Annotated in this window: 15 protein-coding genes and 1 tRNA gene; all 16 read right to left on the bottom strand. The window is 60.1% G+C overall.

From position 1 onward, the window contains the following. A complete protein-coding gene (locus CXQ93_RS02075; protein ID WP_104108810.1) occupies positions 1 to 1,122 on the bottom strand; it encodes a DegT/DnrJ/EryC1/StrS aminotransferase family protein in 1,122 nt (373 codons plus the stop codon). Beyond that, positions 1,115 to 1,792 (bottom strand): acetyltransferase, encoded by a 678-nt coding sequence (locus tag CXQ93_RS02070; protein ID WP_104108809.1) that lies wholly within the window; start codon positions 1,790 to 1,792, stop codon positions 1,115 to 1,117. The genes CXQ93_RS02075 and CXQ93_RS02070 overlap by 8 nt, the downstream gene beginning before the upstream one ends. 2 nt (positions 1,793 to 1,794) lie before the next feature. Continuing rightward, complete coding sequence (locus CXQ93_RS02065; protein ID WP_104108808.1) at positions 1,795 to 2,967, bottom strand: DegT/DnrJ/EryC1/StrS aminotransferase family protein; 1,173 nt, start codon at positions 2,965 to 2,967, stop codon at positions 1,795 to 1,797. Beyond that, positions 2,964 to 3,965 carry an NAD-dependent epimerase/dehydratase family protein gene (locus tag CXQ93_RS02060; protein ID WP_104108807.1) on the bottom strand — a complete coding sequence of 334 codons (1,002 nt, stop codon included), beginning with the start codon at positions 3,963 to 3,965 and terminating at the stop codon, positions 2,964 to 2,966. Before CXQ93_RS02060 ends, CXQ93_RS02065 begins: the two co-directional genes overlap by 4 nt. Next, entirely contained in the window at positions 3,962 to 5,071 is a 1,110-nt protein-coding gene (locus CXQ93_RS02055; RefSeq protein WP_104108806.1) for a Gfo/Idh/MocA family protein, read from the bottom strand. Before CXQ93_RS02055 ends, CXQ93_RS02060 begins: the two co-directional genes overlap by 4 nt. Positions 5,072 to 5,120: 49 nt before the next feature. Further along, positions 5,121 to 6,689, bottom strand: coding sequence for a sugar transferase (locus tag CXQ93_RS02050; RefSeq protein WP_104108805.1), 1,569 nt, complete (start codon positions 6,687 to 6,689; stop codon positions 5,121 to 5,123). 558 nt (positions 6,690 to 7,247) lie between these two features. Continuing rightward, positions 7,248 to 9,995: a helix-turn-helix transcriptional regulator gene (locus tag CXQ93_RS02045; protein ID WP_104108804.1), complete on the bottom strand. Its 2,748-nt coding sequence runs from the start codon at positions 9,993 to 9,995 to the stop codon at positions 7,248 to 7,250. Between the two features lie 3 nt (positions 9,996 to 9,998). Next, entirely contained in the window at positions 9,999 to 12,677 is a 2,679-nt protein-coding gene (locus CXQ93_RS02040) for a LuxR C-terminal-related transcriptional regulator (protein ID WP_181036010.1), read from the bottom strand. 175 nt (positions 12,678 to 12,852) lie between these two features. Continuing rightward, entirely contained in the window at positions 12,853 to 13,425 is a 573-nt protein-coding gene (gene pth, locus CXQ93_RS02035; protein WP_104108802.1) for an aminoacyl-tRNA hydrolase, read from the bottom strand. 12 nt (positions 13,426 to 13,437) lie between these two features. Next, on the bottom strand, positions 13,438 to 14,004 hold the full coding sequence (locus tag CXQ93_RS02030; protein WP_062291369.1) for a 50S ribosomal protein L25/general stress protein Ctc: 567 nt from the start codon (positions 14,002 to 14,004) through the stop codon (positions 13,438 to 13,440). A 355-nt stretch (positions 14,005 to 14,359) separates the two neighbouring features. Then, entirely contained in the window at positions 14,360 to 15,196 is an 837-nt protein-coding gene (locus CXQ93_RS20355; RefSeq protein WP_146073134.1) for a type IV toxin-antitoxin system AbiEi family antitoxin domain-containing protein, read from the bottom strand. A 448-nt stretch (positions 15,197 to 15,644) separates the two neighbouring features. Further along, on the bottom strand, positions 15,645 to 16,625 hold the full coding sequence (locus tag CXQ93_RS02020) for a ribose-phosphate diphosphokinase (protein WP_104108800.1): 981 nt from the start codon (positions 16,623 to 16,625) through the stop codon (positions 15,645 to 15,647). Between the two features lie 39 nt (positions 16,626 to 16,664). Next, positions 16,665 to 18,056, bottom strand: a complete 1,392-nt coding sequence (glmU, locus tag CXQ93_RS02015) for a bifunctional UDP-N-acetylglucosamine diphosphorylase/glucosamine-1-phosphate N-acetyltransferase GlmU (RefSeq protein WP_374953379.1) — start codon at positions 18,054 to 18,056, stop codon at positions 16,665 to 16,667. A gap of 180 nt (positions 18,057 to 18,236) precedes the next feature. Beyond that, a tRNA-Gln gene (locus tag CXQ93_RS02010) sits at positions 18,237 to 18,308 on the bottom strand. A 479-nt stretch (positions 18,309 to 18,787) separates the two neighbouring features. Next, on the bottom strand, positions 18,788 to 20,578 hold the full coding sequence (locus tag CXQ93_RS02000) for an ABC-F family ATP-binding cassette domain-containing protein (RefSeq protein WP_104108797.1): 1,791 nt from the start codon (positions 20,576 to 20,578) through the stop codon (positions 18,788 to 18,790). Between the two features lie 33 nt (positions 20,579 to 20,611). Further along, on the bottom strand, positions 20,612 to 21,616 hold the full coding sequence (locus tag CXQ93_RS01995; RefSeq protein ID WP_104108796.1) for a 4-(cytidine 5'-diphospho)-2-C-methyl-D-erythritol kinase: 1,005 nt from the start codon (positions 21,614 to 21,616) through the stop codon (positions 20,612 to 20,614). Positions 21,617 to 21,624 lie beyond the last annotated feature (8 nt).

The raw sequence follows: 21,624 nt of genomic DNA, 5'->3' as shown, positions 1-21,624 counted from the left end.
TCACCGTGCTCGCAACGCTTCGCGCAGAGTCTTGACTACCCGTTCCTGCTGCTTCACCAGGATGTGCGGGAAGATCGGCAGGGACATGATGCGGGCCGCCGCTGCCTCTGTCACAGGGAAGTCTCCTGTGCCCTTGCCCAAGAATGAGAAAGCCTTGGTCAGGTGGATTGGTGTTGGATAGTGGATGCCAGCTCCAATACCAGCGGCATTGAGGGCATCGACCATGGAATCACGATCATCAAGCTGCACTACATATAGATGCCACACGTCCTCGTAGTCGGGCCTGTCGGTGGGCAACTTCACTTCCGAAACGCCGGCAAGCAGGTCACCATATTGAGCGGCGGCTTCGCGCCGCATGGCATTCCAACGGGGCAAGCGCTTGAGTTTGGCATCCAGCACCACTGCCTGGATGGTGTCCAACCGGGAGTTCATGCCGACTACATCATGAACATACTTCGCAGAACTGCCGTGAGCACCGAGCACCCGGACCATTGCGGCGATGTCGGCGTCATTAGTCGTCACAGCACCCGCGTCACCGGCTGCCCCAAGATTCTTACCGGGATAGAAACTGGTAGCGGCGGCTGTTCCAAAGGAACCTGACACCTGCCCTCCACGCTGGGCTCCTTGGGACTGAGCGGCATCTTCAATGACCACTATCCCGGTACCCTCTGCAAGTGCCATGATCTCCGGCATGGGCGCCAGCTGACCAAACAAGTGGACTGGCACGATCGCCTGAGTCTTGGGACCCATTGCTTCGGCAACCTTCGCCGGATCAATGAGCAGATGGTGCGGATCAACATCCACCAAAACCGGGACCGCCCCCATCCGTGCCACAGCTTCCGCCGTCGCAACGAATGAATTTGCCGGCAAGATCACTTCTCCACCGGCACGCACGCCACTCGCCCGCAGTGCTAGTTCCAAAGCATCGGTGCCATTGCCCACCCCAATGCAATGCCCTGTTCCGGAGAACTGCGCATACGCTTTTTCGAAACGCCCAACAGCGGGGCCGCCAATGAAGGACGCCGACCACAGGACGTCATCAATTTCCTCACGAATATCGTCAGCAATCTCAGCTTGTTGCACTTGTAAGTCAACCAATGGAATATGCAGTTTCTCAGCCATGGTTCCCGCTTTCAATGTTGGCATTTTCGCGTTCGAGGAGTGTCCCCAATAGGCGGGCCGGGACGCCGACCCAGGTTTCGCCGTCGGGCACGTCATGGACGACGGCGGCACCCATCCCTACCGTGGCACCGGCGCCAACTGTGCACCGTTCGCGCACGCTGGAGTTCATACCCAGGTAGGCGAATCGGCCGATCCGAACTCCCCCGCCGAGAGAGACACCGGCCGTCAGCGTGACAAAGTCAGCCAACTCGTCGTCGTGCGTCATGGTCACGTTGGGCATCGCCACCACATGCCGTCCCAGGTGGACTTCCGCCGTCAGAACCACGTTGGCGAGCAAGATACTGCCCTCCCCCACCACCGTTCCAGACGGGACCACGGCCGTGGCATCAATGACTGTGGCATAGCGACCGGCTTCGACGCCAAGGAGTTGCAACCGTCGGACGATCTGATCCCTAACCAACCCCTTGCCTGCGCACACAACAAATTGGGCGGCCGGGTAGTTCACTGCGTTGGCGATGGGGCCAAGCACTGGAATACCGTTCAGCAAAGTACCGGCGAGCGCAGGGTCGTCATCAAGAAATCCAATGACCGACGCTGTTCCTGCCGAACGCGTGGAGGCAAGGACTTCGCGGGCCAGCCCGCTGGCGGCGATCAGGATCAGATCCGCCATGGCTAGTGCCTCCCCGCGGATTTCACGGCGTCAATGACGCGGTCCTGCTCGGCTTCGGTGAACTGGTGGTAGACCGGCAGGATCAGGGTGTTCTCTGTGAGCCGTTCGGTGACTGATAGCTCCGCCGCCCCGCAGTCCATCTCTGCATAGGCCGGCTGGCGGTGCGCTGCCATGATGCCGCGTCGGGCCGAAACGCCCTGATGGGCCAGATGTTCCAGCAGCTCCTCACGGGTGCTGCCAAACCCTGGAAGCACTTCCATCCAGAACGATTGGAAGTTACTGGTTCCATAGGTGGGGTCCTGAGCAAGCCGCAGGCCCGGTACGTGCGCCAAGGCTTCCGTGTAGCGTGCCACGATCCGCCGACGCTGCGCCACGGCTTCGGGGAGCCGGCCCAACTGAACCAAACCAACTGCCGCTTGCATGTCTGTCATGCGGAAGTTGAAGCCAATTTCTGTGTATTCCTCCGGTGGGGCCAGCACCGAGGTATGCCTGCTGGCGGCCGACGCGCTCATGGAATGTTCGCGCAGCTTCGCGGCCCGCTGCGCCCATTCGAGGCGGGAGCTGGTGAGCATGCCGCCCTCCCCCGTGGTCAGGATCTTGCGCGGATGGAAAGACCACGCCGCGAGCTCGGCCCCTGCTCCCACAGGCCGGCCATGGTACGTGGACCCGGCGCCACAGGCGGCATCCTCAATAACCACAATCCCCTGCGGATCGCACAGGGCCCGGATCGGTTCCAGATCCACGGGCATGCCGCCTTGATCTACCACGATCACGGCTTTCGTCCATTTGGTGAGGGCGGCGGCGATGGTTTCTGCGGTGACATTGCCGGTGGCCGCTTCCACATCACAAAAGACCGGCCTGGCACCCACGTAGGTAGCCGCGTTGGCTGTGGCGATGAAGGAGAACGAAGGAAGCACGACGTCGTCACCCGCCTTGATCCCGGCCACCACCAAAGCGAGGTGCAGCGCCGTCGTGCAATTTGAGGTGGCGACAGCCGAAGCTGCCTGCTGTGCTGCCGCAAACTCGGCCTCGAATTGGGCCACCTTGGGGCCCTGAGCTACCCATCCTGAGGCAATGACTGCTGCCACGGCATCAGCTTCCTCTGTGCCCAGCCACGGCTTCATGACATTGATGCGCGGGAGCGCCGCCACATCGTGTGCTGCGGAAATACTCATCGCGAACCTGCCCCGACGGATCGGCCAGCGGCAATTTCTTCACGCAACGGCCGCCACCAGTCAACAAGTTCCCGGAGCCCGTCCTCCAATTGTGTGGAGGCCTCAAACCCCAGATCCGTCCTTGCAGCGGAAACATCCGCCAGTCGCCGAACCACCCCGTTGACGGCACGCTCCGGACCGTGTTCGACGTGGAGCGAGGAATCCATGACCCGCAAGAGTGCTTGGGCCAGCTCCAACAGCGATGTTTCGGTTCCACTGGCAATGTTGTAGACACCTTCATTGACGTCGCTGGCAGCGGCCAAAATGTTGGACCTGGCAATGTCCACCGTGTAGGCGAAGTCCATGGTCTGCTGTCCATCACCGAAGATCAGCGGAGGCTGGCCATCGACAATCCGTTCCATCCAGCGCACCAGCACCTCCGTGTACAGGCCGTGGACGTCCATGCGGGGACCGTAAACGTTGAAGTACCGCAGCAGGACGTAATCCAGACCCGTCATTGCCCTGAAGCTACGGATCATTCCCTCGTTGAAGGACTTGGCTGCCCCGTAGAAGGTGTCATTGTTGTGATGGTGATGGCGTTCGGTGGTGGGGAACGCCTCTGCCATTCCGTAGACCGAGGCGCTGGAAGCGGCGATGAGCTTGCCAACCTTGTGCTCCGCAGCTGCCTCAATGACGTTGAAGGTGCCATCGACCAGGACCTCCAGAGCCAGCCGGGGTTCTTCAGCACACTGGGTGATGCGGATGGCTGCCTGGTGGAACACAATGTCTTTGCCGCGGGTCAGGTCATGGACGGCGTCACGGTCACGCAGATCCGTCTCATGAAGGGCCACCTTGCCTGTGGCCAGCGCCTGCGCCAGGTTTCCTCTGCGTCCGCGGACCAGATTGTCCAGCACATCAACATGGGCGGCCCCGGCCTCCAGCAGCTGGTCAACGATGGTGGAGCCGATGGTTCCGGCCCCGCCCGTCACTAGAATATTTGCGCCTTCGAGCTTGCTCATCGTGTTCCCTCCAGTTGAACGTCATTGCTGGCGACGAAGCTTTTTTCCCCGCCAAGTGCAAGGCTGCGGCTTGCAGCCTCCAAAACATTGAGAACCCGCATCCCAGCCAGGCCGCTGGTACGCGAAGGCCGCCCCTGACGAATGCTTTCCGCAAACTCCGCAACCATCAGCCCCAGTGCTTCTTTTTCGGGAAGTGCTGGCGACCAGGTATCTCCCAGTCGGTAGGAGATGGCTTGTGCCTTGCGCTGGGCCGCGGAAGTACCGGCCTTCTCAAAGTTGATGCCGCGGTCATAGACGCTGATCCGTTGCTGGGGCACAAGGTCATCCCACACCAGGGTCCGTTTGGTCCCGCCTATGATCATTTGGCGAATCTTGGTTGGGCTGAGCCAGTTGACGTTGATATGCGCCATCGCATTGTTGGGCAAGGCGAAGGTCAAATGACCCACACATGCTTTGCCCGTTCCCAAGGGATCGGCACCGTGCGCGGCAACCGACTCCGGCGCTAGACCGCCTGGCAGGATGAAGTCAATGACTGATAGATCGTGGGGTGCCAGATCCCAAAACACATCGACGTCGGGCTGGACAAGACCCAGGTTGATCCGGACGGAATCAATGAACAGGATCTCACCGAGCTCGTCGGCTTCGATCAGTTCCCTAATTTTCAGGGCGGCAGGCGTGTAGCAGTAGGTGTGGTCCGCCATCAGGATCAGGCCGCCATCTGCCGCTGCCTGGACCATTTGCAGCCCCAACTCTCGGCTGGCGGCCAGCGGCTTCTCCACCAAAACGTGTTTTCCTGCCTCGAGTGCCTGCAGAGCGACGAGGTGGTGGGTGCGCGCCGGCGTGGCAATCGCGACGGCGTCAATCTCGATTGCGCCGAACAGCGCCGTCAATGATTCGAAGACCGGCACATCGCCCAATGGGCCAGCCACCTTCAGCGCCCGGGCGAGATCCTGATCCACAATGGCGGACAGCTCCCAGTCTGGGCTTGCCTTGAAGTTTCGAGCTAGGTTGGGCCCCCAGTAACCTGCGCCTATGACTGCAACCCTCAGTGGTTCACCGGTGTTTACCAGTGTTTGCCGATGGAGGGATCCTGAATTTGAGACCATGATACTTTCCATTTCTTTTTGAAGTTATGTTGTAACGCGCACAAGCCGGTCAGCGAGCACCCTCCGGGGAGTAGACAGCCTTGGCGGTGCGCCAAAGAATGATGAAGTCACCGGTCAGAGACCAGTTCTCCACGTAGTAGAGATCTAGCCGAACTGCCTCATCCCAAGGGAGGTCTGAGCGACCACTGACCTGCCACAGGCCGGTAATGCCGGGCTTGATGAGCAGGCGGCGCCCGGTTGGGGCCTGATACTGCGCAACTTCGGTAGCAAGCGGCGGGCGGGGGCCAACAAGGCTCATGTTCCCGAGCAATACATTCCAGAACTGCGGAAGCTCATCGAGGGAGTACTTGCGCATCCACCGGCCGCACTTGGTAATGCGTGGATCGTGGGTCATTTTGAATAATGGCCCGGCACCTTCGTTGTGACTGGCGAGGTCGCCCAGGCGTTTTTCCGCGTCAGTGACCATTGACCTGAACTTGAGCATCTTGAAGGGTTCGCCATCGCGACCAACGCGCTCCTGACGGAAGAACGCTGGGCCCGAGCTGCCCGTGCGAACAATCACTGCCAGCAGCAGAAATAACGGTGAGAGAACTAGCAGCGCCATGGCTGAGAGAACCACGTCCATGGCCCGCTTGTAGACGTGTTTGCCTCCTGAGTACTGCGGCAGCTCAACGTGCATCAACGGCAGCCCCTCCACTGGGCGAAAATGCACCCTGGGGCCAGCCACATTGGTCAGGCTTGATGCTAGAACAAGTTCGGTATGCAGTTCACCCAAATCCCAACCAAGCTGTTGGATAGCACTCGGGCCACCAGGCAAATTTCCTGCAACGATGACGGTGTCTGCCCCCGTTGCGGCCAGTACTTTTTCAAGCTGTGCTTCGCTGGAAAAAACGGGAACTCGATACCACGGCGGCGTGAGTTCGGTACCAGCGCTCAGCGATGTCAATGCCACGCCCGCCACTTTGTATCCGGTGCCCGGGTTGGACCGCAACTGGGAGATGACGTAGCCGGCATCTTCGGCGCCACCCATCACGACGGCGTTGGAGAAGTAGCTCCCCGCTGCTCGGCGCCTGGCCAACCACCTGCGCCACAGCCACCGACTCACCAGCAGAAGAAAAACGCCCAAGGGCAACGCTATGGCGAAGAATCCACGGGCAATATCGAATTTCAGGACCACCAAGAAGATGGCCAGCAGACCAAAAGCACGCAGGGTCGAATGGATGATTCGCTTGTATTCGCTAGCCCCAGATCCAAAGATGCGCTTGTCGCGGGTGCGGAATAATTCAAGATCCGCATTCCACATGAGCAGCACAAGAATGCTCAAGGGAATGTATTGGATGGTTGCTCCTTGCAGGCCAGTGGAGCCATCGAACATGAACCGCCCTATAAAGGCCACACTCACGACAGTCAAAGTGACGATGAAGTCGGTCAGGCGAATGTTGCGGGCGTAGGCGGTAGACCAGTTGACGCCCGTCACCAGGTTGCCTGCGGTGGCGGGGCGCAGCCGTGCGTCCCACACTGAGTGTTTGCTGTGCGCTGGCTTCAGCGTCTGGCGCCGTCCGGTTCCGGTCAGGGTGCCTGTCGATAAAATCGTTGAGTGGTTTTTGAGAATGCTCATGACATCCCCTTTCCGAACGAGCACAGAGCGAGAACGCTCACCACGGGCTGCTTGTGCGCCCAGTGGTTCCAACGGTTAGGGGGAGCCGACGACGGCTGGGGGAAAGCCTTGGTCTCAGAAGGCTTATCCGCCGCCGGCTCCGAATAGGGAGCCCAATGACAGAGATTGGGCAGGTCTTGTTGGGGAGAGGGCGAAGCATGGGTAACTACGTGGCGTAGGTGCGCTTCGTGACAGGCTTTGACTCCCCCAGCAAGGTGCACCACCGCGTGCTTTGAACTAGACATTGAGACCTTCCTGCACAGCTATCCGGTGGGATACCTCTAGCTAACGGCCTGCGAGCACTGCGTGCACGAGTGGCCACTACGCTATTAGTCGCAGCTTGCCTGAGTATGATGCTGGGAAATACCTGCAGAGGTACTCACTCCCTGGAGCGCGGTACTTGGTTATGGATTCCTGGCACACAAAAAAACACCATCTCGCGCAGCGCAAGACAGTGGTTTTCGGTGCTTAATAACGCCTCACAGCGCTTGTTGACGCTTCACAGCGGAGGGGTGTTCCCTAATCAGAGAGGACCTGCACCAGATCATTGCGGTCGGTTATCTCCAGCTTCGTATAGGCCCTGTACAGATGCCCTTCAACTGTTCGAACCGAGACATGGAGGGCAGCCGCAATGGACTTATCACTCAGTCCCTGTGCGGCCATGAGCGTGATTTCGAGCTCTCTAGCTGTCAACCGTTCTCGGAGTCGGCGATGACCGCCATGTACCCCAGGCCTCGACTCCTGCACCTCGCCAACGGCAGCGTCGACCCGTTCAAGACCGTCACGCACCCGATGTGACAGAAGAGAGTGGCGGTCCTTGGCTAATGCAGATGATGCCAGCCGAAACGCCCTGCCAGCATATTGGTACATTTGTGCTTCCAAAAGCTGTTCGGCCACATTCACCAGCACTGGAGCGTTTTTTTGCTCAAGAGCCTCGGCAAAGGAGGCCAAACCAGCAGCCCAGCGGCCCTCCACCTGTGTCGCGATAGCCAGGATCCGGCGTCGCGCTTTATTCGGTTCAAACTCCATCAGCAGAGCCAGCGCATTGAGCTCCGCCGTGAATTGTCCTCGCGCGTGGAGATCATCAGCCACGCTGAAAAGCTCTGTAATACCTGCCCCATCGCCGTCCAAATACTCACGTGCTGCGGCAATGAAGGATCGTTCATGGGCTACCACGATGAACATCCCGGTGTCCTCCGAGTACTGCTGAACCAGCTCCCGCGCAGTGTCGAGGCGTCCCGATTTAGCCGCCGCATACGCTGCCATGGCCGTGCAATAGCCTAAGAGCTGCTGTGGATCGCTGTGCGCCAGACCATCGCAGCTCTCCAGCAGCGCCGCCAACGCGGCAGTGGTGCGCCCCTGACGCAGCAGCATCATCCCACGGGCAACACCAACACTGCCACCAAAGGAAATCGTGGCCTTACCGACGTCTACGGCGAGGGACTGCATCAACTGCTCAGCCTCGTCCCACAGCCCCGCCGTCAACGAGGCAACCTGAGCCCGGGTGATGATCATTTCCGGAACGAAGTACACATCATGATCCTCGGCCTGCACAATCGCGAAGGCCGCCATAGCCCGTGCCATGCCAGCGACGGGTTGGCCCAAGGCACTTAACCGTTCGGCGTCCAGCGCCAAAGCCATGGACCGATTGCACAAATGATCCGCATCTTCATTTCCGGTAGTTCGCTCGAGCACGGTTTGTATGTGGGGCTGCATCAGGTGGTACTCGCCAGCCCTGGAATGAGCCATCAAGTCGATGATGTTGCCCCGCTCCCCCGCCCGCAACAAGATGTCCTGTGCGTTCTCCGGATCGCCGGACGCAAGCCTGTCTGCGTGTAAGCGCAAGGTGCTGGCATCAGCATGAATGGTGTCCGCGGCAAGCCCTAGCGTCGACTTTGTGGCAGCCCGCAACAACCCGCCGAACATGAGCTCTGAGACACTACCGGCACTCTGCGGAGAGTGCTCCAACAGTGCCGCCGCTGCAGCGTACTCCCCCACATTGAACCGAGCACGCGCCTTGATGGCATGAGCCCTACCAAAGTTTTGCGAACCCGTAACCTCATCGGCCAGACGCAAGGCCATCCCGGTTTCATACAGCTTGCACGCAAAAATGGCAGCCTTCAACAGATCGTCGTCGGGAACCGGAAGACCACTTTCCAGAGTCCAAATGACCATCCGCAAGGCAGACTCCGGCGTGGTGGATTCCATCTTGAGCTCGTTGATGAGCCGGCTGTGCAACATGCGGCTCTGGGCTCGAGGCACCATCTCGCGAATAACCTCCCCGTAGACCGGGTTGATCAGCCTCAGCAATGCGGTTCCGTCAAAGGTCTCCTGGAGCAGATGGCGCTCAAAGAGTTCCGCCAACGCCTCTGCTCCCATCTGCTTGCTGACTATTTCGGCAGCAACTGGTTCCGACAAAGCCACAAGGTTCAGGGTCCTCAGTGCCACCGCTGATAACCCACGCAATTGTTCCCTGACAACTGACTGCAATTGATACCCGGCAGGCACCGAGGCAATGTCCATCACCCACAGACCGTTTCGCTGGTGTAGCTTGCCATTGGCCAGGGCATCGTCCATGAGCAGCTTGATGAGGAGCGGGTTCCCGGCAGCTGTGTGCCAGAAGTACCAGCCGGTGTTTGCCGTGGGTGACCCACCCAGCAACCCGGCGCAAAACGCGTGCCCATCCTCACGCGTCAAGGCCCACAAATGGAACCTTTCAGCGACGCCGGCATCCCAAAGTTGCGGCAAGGGACTGACAGGTTCAGTTCCTGTACGGTGGGCAACAACCACCTGGATCTTCTCCGCCTGAGCAAGATTGACCACCACCTCAGCTGTGGCCCTGTCGATGGAGCCGGATTCGTCAAGGATCAGCAAAGGTTTGCCAAGCTCCACGTCTGGACCGAGCTCTGCCCGCAGTTTTGACTCTTGCTCGTCCAAAAGGGCAAGAGTCTTCCTGATGGCATCAACATGTGATTCCACAAAAGCATCCGAGCTCCGGCGCAGAAAAGGAGCAAGAATACCAAAAGGTATAGAGGCCAACGAAGGCGTCCCCTGCAGTGAAATCACTGCTGAGTGGGAGGAGCTTGCCTTGGCCAGTTCACGCAGCAAGGAGGTGGTGCCCATCCCCATTTCACTGCTCAAAAAGATAGCACTGCAGCCAGACCGATGCAGCTGGTTGGTTAATTCTTCCAGTTCCGCCTGACGGCAGAACGGCGTAGCACGCTTAGCTCGATCCCGCTGGTGGTCGTTTCCGGAATTCACTGCCATTGCCTAAAAGTCCTGGTCTTCTGCAAGCTCATGCCTGGTGGTGATACCCAGCTTGCTGTACAGCTGATAGAGGTGACCTTCCACGGTCCTGACAGAGACGCCGATCCTGTCCGCAATGGCACGGTTACCTAGCCCGCGTTTGGCCAACTTCGCCACTTGAATTTCCCGCTGCGTGAGCTTGACCCCCGCGCTCTGGGGCTGGAAGGGCAATTTTGGCAGGTTCTTCTGGAGCCGGTCTAAGCGCTGCGATGCCAGCCTGGCCACGGAGTTTCTTCCCGCGTCCCTCGCGAAATCCAAGGCGAGAACCGCGCATCGGGATTCGACGGCGTCGAGCTTCAAGGTCTCGGCAATGTGCGCGGCTTCCAGCGCCTTTTCGGCATCACTCGTGCGGCAACTGCGTGCCAGTAGTACATTCAGCGCTGCCATGGGGCCTTGGCGCCGCAAGGAAACTTCCTCGAGCAGCGCGTAATCCTTGTCGCTCGCCTGGATGGTTGCGGCGAAAAGTGACATGGACGCCATGGCAAACCGTCCCTTGTCGATGTCAACGAGGGCTGCGAGATGCAATTGTTCAGTTGCCCGCGGGTCATCGAGCCAGCGCAGCGCAAGGTGCGTGAAGAAATTCAGCATTGCCTGGTTGGTCCATAAAGTTGGCCAGGGGACGGATTCGGCCAGTTCCAGCCAGCCCCTTGCATCCTGTTCATTGTTGACTTGGGCATGACAGAAGGCCAACGCAGCATAGGCCAGGCCCAGGGCATGGTCACTGTTTCGGGCTTCAAGCTGGGCGGCCGCAGACATGAGCACCTGCACTGCCTCGGCCCCGCGTCCGGCAAATGCATGTGCCAAGCCAAGGTTGAGCTCAATCAATCCGCCGCGGTAAGGAACGGGGCGCTGTAAGCCTTCAATCTCATCTTGAAGCATCGCAACGCAGTCGATCCATTGCCCGCTCCAAATCTGAGCAATCGCCTTTCCGTTGCGAGCGTAGTCACTGAAAAGTGGAGTCATGCCAAGGGCTGCAGCGTCCGTCTCGATGCGTTTGGCCAGCGCAATCGCATCCAACTCACGGCCAACCGCCGCCAGCGCAGGAACGAGCAGGCACTCGCAATTAAGACGATATTCAGACTCACCCTCATTGATTGCAGCCTCCAACTCCGGGATGACGGCACTGAACTCGCCCCCGTGGATCTGGTATTCAAAACGGGCCAAGTTCAGAAGTGTCAGTCCCAACTTTTTTGTTGTGTCCTGCCCCCTGCCATTTTCGTCAACGAGGCGTTCTTCGGCCCCAGCCAACAGCTCCTGAATTCGCGGCAAGCCCCCTTCTACCCACAGCAGTGCCCGAGTGCAGGCCAACACCCATGCCCCAAATTCTTCAAAGGGTAGCTGCGAAATGACGGTGGCAGGTACGGCGTCAAGGACAGCAACGGCGCCCCTGTAGTCAGCCAGCAGTTGATAAGCTGCGCTTCTGGCCTGTACTGATTTGACCCACAAGGGGTTATCTGTGGGAATTTGTGTTGCACAGCGGATTGCTAACACTGGATCAAAGTTCCGCAATGCGCTCAGCGCCGCGGCCAAGGCAACCCGAGGGTCCAAGACCATCCCGGCGTCGAGAGTCCATGTGGCCAGCGACATGGTTTCACGACCATCAAGCGATTCCAACTCCTGATCGACTGTCAGTGCAATCTGCGCAAAGAGTTCAGCCATCCGCTTCGGGGTTAGCCCACTGCGAACAATATCCCCAACATATTGCTCGGCAAGGAACGCCCGATGGCGCCCTTCAACTGAAATCTCAACGAATCCGCGTTCCTCGAGCTGCCACAGAGTCTCCTGCCCCAAGGCAGAGATCGCCACCTGCAGGGGCGCATTGCCAAGGAGTGACATCTTCTCCACGCCCAGACGCACGGCAGCATCCTCCCGCGATAGCCGAGAGCTCACAATTTCTGCCATGGCGCTGGTGGAGTCCAGATTGATAGCGTCTTTCACAACCCAGCCGCCAAGGTGTTTGACAATGCTTCCCTTGACTACCTGTTCGCGGAACAAAGCCTGCAGGACCAGCGGAATGCCGTTGCTGGCCTCATGCAAAGCCGTCACAGCAGTTTGGGACACAAAGGTCCCGGTCGCTTTGGCAATCAGCTCCCCTACTTCGGCCACACTGAAATGGTCCAACCGGATTTCACCGAGTTGTCCGTCCTTAGCTAACCACACCAGGTCTTCGGGGAGATCGGCGGAATCCCGTGCCATGACCAGGACCTTGGCCGTTCCGCCCAGCACCAGGTGCATCATGACACCCACTGTCAAGAAATCCAGCCCAGGAAGATCATCCACAATCAGGAGCACATCACGGCCAGCCGCGTCCGCTCTGATGAGTTCATCAATTCCGCGGATCACCCCTGTAGGGGTTTCCAGCGCGTTGGCAGGCAGCCGGGCCATCAGCATGGACAGGGGGCCGTAAGAGATGAGAGCTTCTGCCGATGAGCCGAACAAACGTTCAATGTGAGTGGTGGGAGCCAACGTTTTTTCTACCGCACGCGCAAGAGTAGTCTTGCCGACGCCCCAGGGTCCGATGACCGTGACCCCATAGGTGGCAGGGTCATTGAGGGCGCGAACAGTCCGGTCGATTTCCGTCTGCCTAACGAAAGAAGACCAGAACTTCCTATCAGCCGCGCCCATGGCTTCGAATGTCCCCATTGCCGCAGGTTTCGTCCATTTTCCAGCGGCGACATTGTTATGTGTTGTCATCTCGAGACCCCGTTTGTCCTACGTCCAACAGCCCCTCAGAGCTGCCGCACCGCATAATGGCGATCATAACAGTTGGGGTGGACAAACTACACAGTAGGGGTGGTGCGCGACACAATGAGTCGGATTAGCTGAATTTTCCCTGCGCGGCCAGCAGGCCCTCGCTGACCAAAAGTTCGACGGCGTCTGCTGCGTTATCGATCAGGAACGGGAGGGTTTTGTTTTCCACGGTAGAGAAGTCGCGCAAGACGTGGCTGGCGGCATCGGCTCGGCCCGGAGGGCGTCCAACTCCCGCACGGACGCGGTAATAATCCTTGGTGCCCAAGGTCCGGGAAATATCACGCAGACCATTGTGGCCGCCTTCACCGCCGCCAATTTTGACCTTTACGGTGTCGAAGGGGATATCAATTTCGTCGTGGACGGCGATGACATTCGCGGCGGGGAGGTTATAGAACTTGGCGAGTGCCGCCGTCGGACCTCCATTGAGGTTCATGAAGACGGCGGGTTTGGCCAAGATCAACTTATGCCCGCCCACGGCCAGGCGACCCGTGGCCACCAAAGCCTTGGCTTTATGGGTCTTGAAAGTAGCTCCAAGGCGGGAGGCTAATTCCTCAACCACCATGTAGCCAATATTGTGCCGGTTACGGCTGTAGCCGGGCCCGGAGTTCCCGAGCCCGACTACAAGCCATGTTCCACTCATATGAGGTGAAGACTACTCAGCAGCCGGAGCAGCTTCGGCTTCAGCAGCCTGCTCAGCCAAGTGGGCGATCAGCATGATGGAATCGTTCTCCAGCTCGGCATCTGCCGGCAGAACCAGGTCAGTTGCGTAGATGTGCTGACCGGAGGTGCGGCCGGTGATGTCGACATCGATGCGAACCGGGACGTTGGTTGCATCAGCGGAGAGGCTGACGGTCATTTCTTCCTGGTTGACAACAACGGAGGGAGCAGGCTCGCCAATGAGGTGAACGGGAACGTCAACGATGACCTTCTCGCCCTTCTTAACGGTCAACAGGTCGATGTGCTCAACGATCTGAAGTACGGGGTCCTTCTGGACGTCCTTGACCAGGGCGAGGTGCTCAACGCCGTCGACCGTGACGCGCAGCAGAGCGTTGGAGGCGCGGATGGCGCGAACGGTTTCGCGCTCCGGCAGGACGATGTGCAGGGGTGCAACGCCGTGGCCGTAGATTACTGCGGGGATCTGCTTGGCGCGGCGGATGCGGCGTGCAGCGCCCTTGCCGAACTCGTTGCGTGCTTCACCAATGAGGTTCAAATCTGACATGAAAAAAGCTCCTTCATTTCATAGGGGGTGGGCGTGGACTAAACAGGTCAACACAATCCACAACATGAAAGTCAGGAGCTGCGAGACCCAGTCGATCACGGATACTCACTAGGTGGGCATCCCTCGCCAAGGTTTACTGGACTAGTTTAGCAGACTGGCGCGTTGGCAGCGTGCAACGGGGCGGGTGGAGCGCTCAGGCAGCTGCTCGGGCGGCTGCGGATTGCCGCGCCCGGGCTCCGGAACACCTATGCGCCGAACCGCAGCCCAGTTTGGCGCAGGGAACACCATGCGATGAACTCACTTGCAGTATGGCGCATAGCGGAATTTAAGTGATCTTATGCGCCGGATTGCTTCTTCAGTGTGGCGCGGAACTGATCATTTCCAGCGCCTCACGCACCCATTTCAGCATGATATCTGGACTCCCCAGCACCATCTTCGCCGGAATGCGCAAGCACCACAAACCTTTGATGACCAGTAGATTGTCGCGCCTCAAATCCTCAGCCCATCCACTCGCCGTGTTGTGGTACGTCTCACCATCTGTTTCCACGCCCAGCAGGCCTTCAACCAAGAGGTCTAACTGCCCAACGCCTTTGACGTAAAACTGGCCTTGGACGTTGAGGCCGGCCCGGCGCAGATAATATCTGGCCACAGTTTCTGCGATGGACATGGCTTGTGGATCAATCATGCCAATAATCGCCCTTGCACCCGTGTCTTCGCGTCTGGTGAATTCGGCGCGAAGCTCAGGGATAGTGCACATCTTGAGCACGACTGCAGATTCCAGCGCAGCTAAGCCATCTACCTCGGAACCACATGTGATGCATTGGCGCAGGATGTCCATCAAGGTTTGCGGTCGACTCACTCTATGAACCACACACCCAGAAATTGGCCTGCCGTGAGCTGCGGCAACGTGCGGAAGAAGGGGAGATTTAATGACCCACAACCCCAGCTGCTCGGCCTTCGTGAAACATGTCCGCCTCGCCTGATGCAGTGCTAGATGGATATCCAACGGATCAGCATCCGGCAGGGCATAATATCCACGGCATATCTGACTGATAATTCCTGCCACTACGGCCTGCTTCAAGCTCCAGGCTGTGCATCCCCTTGACAGCAGGTCTTTCCTTCTCGCAACCTTGCCGTACCAAGCAACTTCATCCGCCACTGACCGGTTCTTTACTGCTGCTGAAAGTGTCATGTACCTAGCGTGCCCACGGGACGGCGGCCGCGACAGCCCCGACGTCGTGATTGTGGATAAGCCGACTTAGGTGATGCCTGTGGAGGGACAACGGCTTACTTTATGCGCCTGGCTGAGGGCGGAATCCAGCGCATGCCGTAGCTGAGACGCTGTTATGCGCCGAGCCCGTGCCCAGTTCAGCGCCAGGGAGACCATGCGCCAAACTCAGGAGCAGTCAGGCGCATAAGGTTCGGGCAAGGCGGGCAGCGGCGAGAGGGCGGACGGGTTGTACGGGCAAGGCGTGTGGGCAACAGGTTCGGGCAGCGGCGGCCAGCGAGGCGAGCTACAACGCACCTCGGGCGCAGAGCCGGACACAGCAACGGCCGCTTCCCTTGAGCCGGAAACACCAACGGCCACCTCCCAGCAAAGGGAAGCGGCCGTTGGTTTGAAAGCTAAAAGCCAGTGGTGGTTAGGCGTCGCCGTCGAACAGGCTCGTAACGGAACCGTCCTCGAAGACTTCCTTGATAGCACGTGCCAGCAGGGGTGCAATGGAGAGCACCGTCAACGTGGGGAAACGCTTCTCTTCCGGGATGGGCAGCGTGTTGGTCACAACAACCTCGCGTGCGCCACAGTTGGCGAGGCGCTCGGCGGCAGGATCGGAGAACACGGCGTGCGTGGCTGCGATAATGACGTCCTTGGCTCCGGCATCCTTGAGAACGCGTACGGCGCCAGCAATGGTTCCACCGGTGTCGATCATGTCATCGATCAAAACGCAGGTGCGTCCCTCGACCTGTCCCACAACAGTCTTGGAAACAGCCTGGTTCGGAACCGTGAGGTCACGCGACTTGTGAACAAATGCCAAGGGTGCGCCACCCAAACGCTCGGCCCACTGCTCAGCCACACGCACGCGGCCGGTGTCGGGCGAAACGACTGTAACGTCGTCGTCCCCAACAATGTTGCGGATGTGATCTGCCAACAGCGGGATCGCGAACAAGTGATCCACGGGACCGTCGAAGAAGCCCTGGATCTGCGCGGTGTGCAAGTCAACGCTCATGATGCGGTCGGCGCCAGCGGTCTTGTACAGATCAGCGACCAGACGTGCCGAGATCGGCTCGCGGCCGCGGCCCTTCTTGTCCTGGCGAGAGTACGGGTAGAACGGTGCAACCACCGTGATGGCGGCGGCAGAGGCGCGCTTCATGGAGTCAACCATGATCAGCTGCTCCATGAGCCAGTTGTTCAACGGTGCCGGGTGCGCCTGAATGATGAAAACTTCCTTGCCACGAACGCTCTCCCCCGAGCGAACGTAGATCTCACCATTGGCGAAATCGTAAGCCGACATGGGCAGCAACTCGGTGTTCAAGCAACGCGCCACTTCCTCGGCCAGCTCTGGGTGCGCTCGGCCTGAAGCCAAGACCAGTTTTCTGTCGACGTTATGACTTAGTTCGCTCATTATGTTCTTTCTCGCGGTGGTGGGAGTAGGTGAGAAGTTTTAGTTGCTGGCGTTTTCGGCAGCAGACTCTGCCGCTTGGGCTGGGATGCTACCGGGACGGTTCGCCGTGGTCCAGCCTTCGGCGTTGCGCTGCGGAGCCACCGTCAAGCTGAGCGCGCCAGCCGGCACGTCCTTGCGAACGATGGCACCGGCACCGGTGAAGGCACCATCGCCAACCGTCACTGGGGCGACAAACACTGTGTTGGAACCTGTGCGGACGCCCGAGCCGATCACTGTGCGGTGCTTGTTCACGCCGTCAAAGTTGGCTGTGATGTTGCCGCAGCCAATGTTGGTGTCCTCGCCAATTTCAGCGTCGCCGGCGTAGCCGAGGTGGGAGAGCTTGGAGCCGCGGCCGATGGTGACGTTCTTGGTTTCGTAGAACGCGCCAATCTTTCCGTCGGCGCCCAAGACGGTGCCCGGACGAAGGTAGGTGAACGGGCCTACATGCGCGCCCGCGCCGATGATGGCACCGCTTCCGTGGGTGCGGGTGACCTCCGCGCCCTCGGCGATCTGCACGTTGGTCAGCGTTGAATCGGGACCCACGACGGCGTCACGCGCCACTGTGGTGGTGCCGTGCAGCTGGGTGCCGGGCAGGATGGTGACGTCTTCGTCCAGTACCACTGTGGAGTCGATCCACGTGGTGGCGGGGTCGATAATGCTCACGCCAGCGCGCATCCAACCTTCCACGATGCGGCGGTTATGCTCGGTGCCCAGGGCAGCGAGCTGTACGCGATCGTTGGCGCCTTCCACCTGCCAGCGGTCGGTGGTGGAGACTGCGGCGACGCGGCCGCCGTCGTTCCTCGCCAAGGAAAGAACATCGGTGAGGTACATCTCACCCTGGTTGTTATCCGTGGTGACGCTTTGCAGCGCGGTGCGCAGGACGGCGGCGTCGAAGGCGTAGATTCCGGAGTTGATCTCACGGATCTGGCGCTCTTCCTCCGTGGCATCCTTGTGCTCGCGGATGCCTAGAACAGTTCCGTCGGAGGCATCGCGGAGGATGCGGCCATAGCCTGCGGCGTCGTCGAGCACGGCTGTCAGCACGGTGACGGCATTGGAATCTGCGTTGTGCGTGGCGACGAGTTCTGTCAGCAGTTCACTGGTCAACAGTGGAACATCGCCGTAGGTGACAACTACTGTGCCTTCGACAGGTGCCTGAGCATCCAGTGCTTCGAGGGCCTGCTGAACGGCGCGGCCGGTGCCTGGAACCTCATCCTGATCAACAATGTCTGCAGTGCCGTCCAGTTCGGCGATGTGGGCAGCGACGAGCTCGCGTTCGTGGCGAACCACAACGGCCAGCTTGGCGGGGTGCAGACCCTTCGCCGCTGCCAGTGCATGGCCAACCATAGAAATGCCACCGATGGTGTGCAGGATCTTGGGTGTGCGTGATTTCATCCGCGTGCCCGCACCGGCGGCCAGGACAATCACAGCTGCCGGGTTGTTGGAGGGGATTTCTTGGGGGCTCACTAAGTGGCACTCCTGCCCGGACCATAGTCCGTTTCAAAACGTACGCAATGGGAAACAACATCCATGGTACCTGCTCAGCCCGCAAGCCTGATTTATTTTCAACTACGGTTCCGCCCACAGGATTCGAACCTGTACTCCACAGCTCCAAAGGCTGGGGTGCTGCCGTTACACCAGAGCGGACCATGCACTTCCCGCTCTCGCTGGAAGCTCACGAGAATATAGTGTGCCACGGCCATGGCATGTTGCGCGAGTTGAGACCTCCATCGCCACCCAATTTGACGCCATCGAGTGTCAAAGCTCACACTGTCGGGAACGCCCAAACAGCTTGTTGGCACGTTTTCGATCATCAGCACGCTGCCACGGCGACGGCCCGCGTGCCACGCCTACTCATTTGGTGACAGTTGGTCATGGCAGTCGTGACAGTCATTTTCAAGCCCCAGTTGGCCATCCACCAGCGCATCAAGGTGGGCCAAGCATCCCGGCAGAGCTCTGCCACAGGCTGTGCTCGCGGGGGAAAATCCTGCTCGTGAAAGGCCCAGAGGCGCCACTCTTGGAGCTGCGCACCGTTAAGGAACAACGGTGCGCAGGCTCAAGGCACAAGCAGGCTCAGGGCAGGTCAGACACAAGCACGTCAGCGCAGTGCCGACACAAGCAGGGGCTTACTCCAGGATCTCTGACGCCTGCAGCCACTCGAGTTCCATGCCCTGGCGCTCGTCGGCAAGCTTGGCCAGCTTCGTCTGGAGATCGCCCAGGACGTCGTAGTTGCCCACGTTCGCGGCCATCTGCTCATGAATCTTGGCATCAGCGGCCGAGTTCTTGCCCAGCTGACGCTCCAGACGGTTCAGCACCTTGCGAGCATCGCGCTTCTGGCCCTCGGTGGGACCGGACGGAGCCGGAGCCGCGCTGGGGGCACCAGAGGAAGGCGACAGGCCGGCGTTTTCGCGCAGCTCCAAGTACTCGTCAACGCCCCTGACCAGGCCACGGATCTTACCGTCGCCCAGCAACGCCATCTGGTGATCGGTGACACGCTCCAGCAAGTACCGATCGTGCGAGACCACCACGAGCGTGCCCGGCCAGCCATCGAGCACGTCCTCCACGGCGGCCAAAGTGTCCGTATCCAGGTCATTGGTGGGCTCATCGAGCATGAGCACGTTGGGCTCTCCCACCAGCAGTCGCAGCAGCTGCAGGCGGCGGCGCTCACCACCGGAGAGGTCCTTGACCATGGTCCACTGCTTTTCCTTGGTGAAACCGAGCTGCTCCACGAGCTGGCCAGCGCTCATCTCCTTGCCAGCCACTTCAAAGGAGCGCTTCTCCCGCTCGATGACCTCCACGACTCGCATGGTCAGGACATCGTCCAGCTCACGCACTTCCTGCGTCAGCACGGCGGTCTTGACAGTGGAACCGGTCTTCATCTTCCCGGACGAGGGCTCGACCTCACCGTTGAGCAGGCGCAGCAAGGTGGTCTTGCCAGCACCATTGACGCCGACCAGCCCCAGCCGCTCCCCCGGCGCCAGGCGCAAGGTGATGTTGTTGAACAGGTTCTTGGCACTCTCGCCCTCGCCGATGGTCAGGGAGACGTTTTCTAAGTCAATGACGTCCTTGCCCAGACGCGCAGTGGCCATCTTGGACAGCGCCACGGAATCGCGGGGCTCAGGAACATCGGCAATCAGTTCATTGGCAGCCTCAATGCGGAACTTGGGCTTGGCCGTTCGCGCAGGTGCGCCGCGGCGCAGCCACGCCAGTTCCTTCTTGACCAGCTGCACACGCTTGGATTCCACGACGGCTGCCGACCGGTCACGCTCGGCGCGGGCCAAAACATAGGCGGCGTAACCGCCGTCGAACGGGTCAATGGTGCCGTCATGAACTTCCCAGGTACGGGTACACACTTCATCAAGGAACCAGCGATCGTGGGTGACCACCACAAAGGCGCCTTCATTGGCACGCCAGCGCGCCTTGAGGTGCCGTGCCAGCCAGGCGACACCTTCCACATCGAGGTGGTTGGTGGGCTCATCGAGCATAATGACATCGTCATCGCCAATGAGCAGCTTGGCCAGAGCCACACGGCGCTTCTGGCCACCGGAGAGCGTGTGGATGTTGGCATGCCAATCAACCTCGCCCACCAAGGCGCCCATGATCTCGCGAATCTTGGGGTTGGAGGCCCACTCGTGATCGGCGGCCTCGCCCACAATCGCGAAGCCCACGGTGTCATCGCCGTCCAGCACGTCCGTCTGGTCTAGGTAGCTGACCTGGACGCCACCGCGCACGGTGACGCGGCCAGAATCGGCGGTTTGGCGGCCGGCCAGCAGGCGCATCAGTGTGGACTTGCCATCACCGTTGCGGCCCACAATGCCAATACGGTCCCCTTCTTCAAGGCCGACGCTGACGCCGTCGAGCACGGTTCGGGTAGCGAAGGAGACACTGAGGTTCTCCCCGCCCAGCAAATGAGCCACGTGGTACCACTTTCTTTTTACGTTTTTATCAAGTTACAAAATGATGTGTGCGCCGTGCACGGGACCCTCAACGGGCCACGCACGGTGTCCGCGATCGCCCAACGCTGCCGCCAAATCCTGCGCATGCGCGGTGTCTGCGGCAAGGAACGCCAGGGTGGGACCGGATCCGGAGACGATCGCCGCCAGCGCACCCAACGCCGTCCCCTGCGCCAGCACTGCGGTCAGTGACGGAGCCAGGTTCTCGGCAGCTGTCTGCAGATCGTTGTGGAGCCACGGCGCCAGAGCCTGCGCATCCCCGGCCCGCAAGGCCGCCAAGACTCCCGCCTCAACCTGCACCGGCTCATCGGCCTGGATGCCGCCAGCCTCACGCAAGGTATCCAGCGTCCCATAAACCACTGGCGTGGACAGACCAAACTCCGCTGGCACCAGAACCCAATGGAGCGGCGTTGGCGCAAGTGCTGCCGTGAGCTCATCCCCAATGCCAAGCCCGACGGCGGCACCCCCCATGAGCGCGAACGGCACGTCCGCGCCGAGCTCGGACCCTAGCTGGGCCAATTCCTCGCGGGAGAGCCCAGTGTGCCAGAGCGCGTCACAGGCCACGAGCGTGGCGGCAGCATCAGCTGAACCACCGCCCATGCCGCCTGCGATGGGCACGTGCTTGGTAATTTCCAGATGCAGACCACAGGGCTTCTCGGCGATGTCGGCCACGAGCAACGCAGCCTTGACCACCAGATTACTGCCGTCCAGTGGAATCGAGGCAAGCTGTTCAGGCGTCAAGGAGCTCGCGGAGCTGACGGAGACGGTGATGTCCGTAGGCAGCGTGCCAGACCGGGCCGTGGCTGCTACTTCTTCGTAGCGTGAAACGGCCAGATAGGTACTGGCGACGGCGTGATAGCCGTCAGATCGCAGCGGCCCGACCTGAAAGAAGGCGTTGATCTTGCCAGGGGCGCGGACCTTGACCCGGCGTGGTTCCGGCTGCCACAAGGGCTCGGAGAGCGCCTCAAAGCTGCCGTTCCGAGCTGTGCCTGCCGACTCCATGGACTCCA

Origin of the sequence: Arthrobacter sp. N199823, assembly GCF_002929705.1 — a bacterium.
In the GTDB taxonomy this organism is placed as follows: domain Bacteria; phylum Actinomycetota; class Actinomycetes; order Actinomycetales; family Micrococcaceae; genus Specibacter.
Note: the sequence above shows the minus strand (reverse complement) of the source record. Positions and strands in the feature narration are given on the sequence as shown.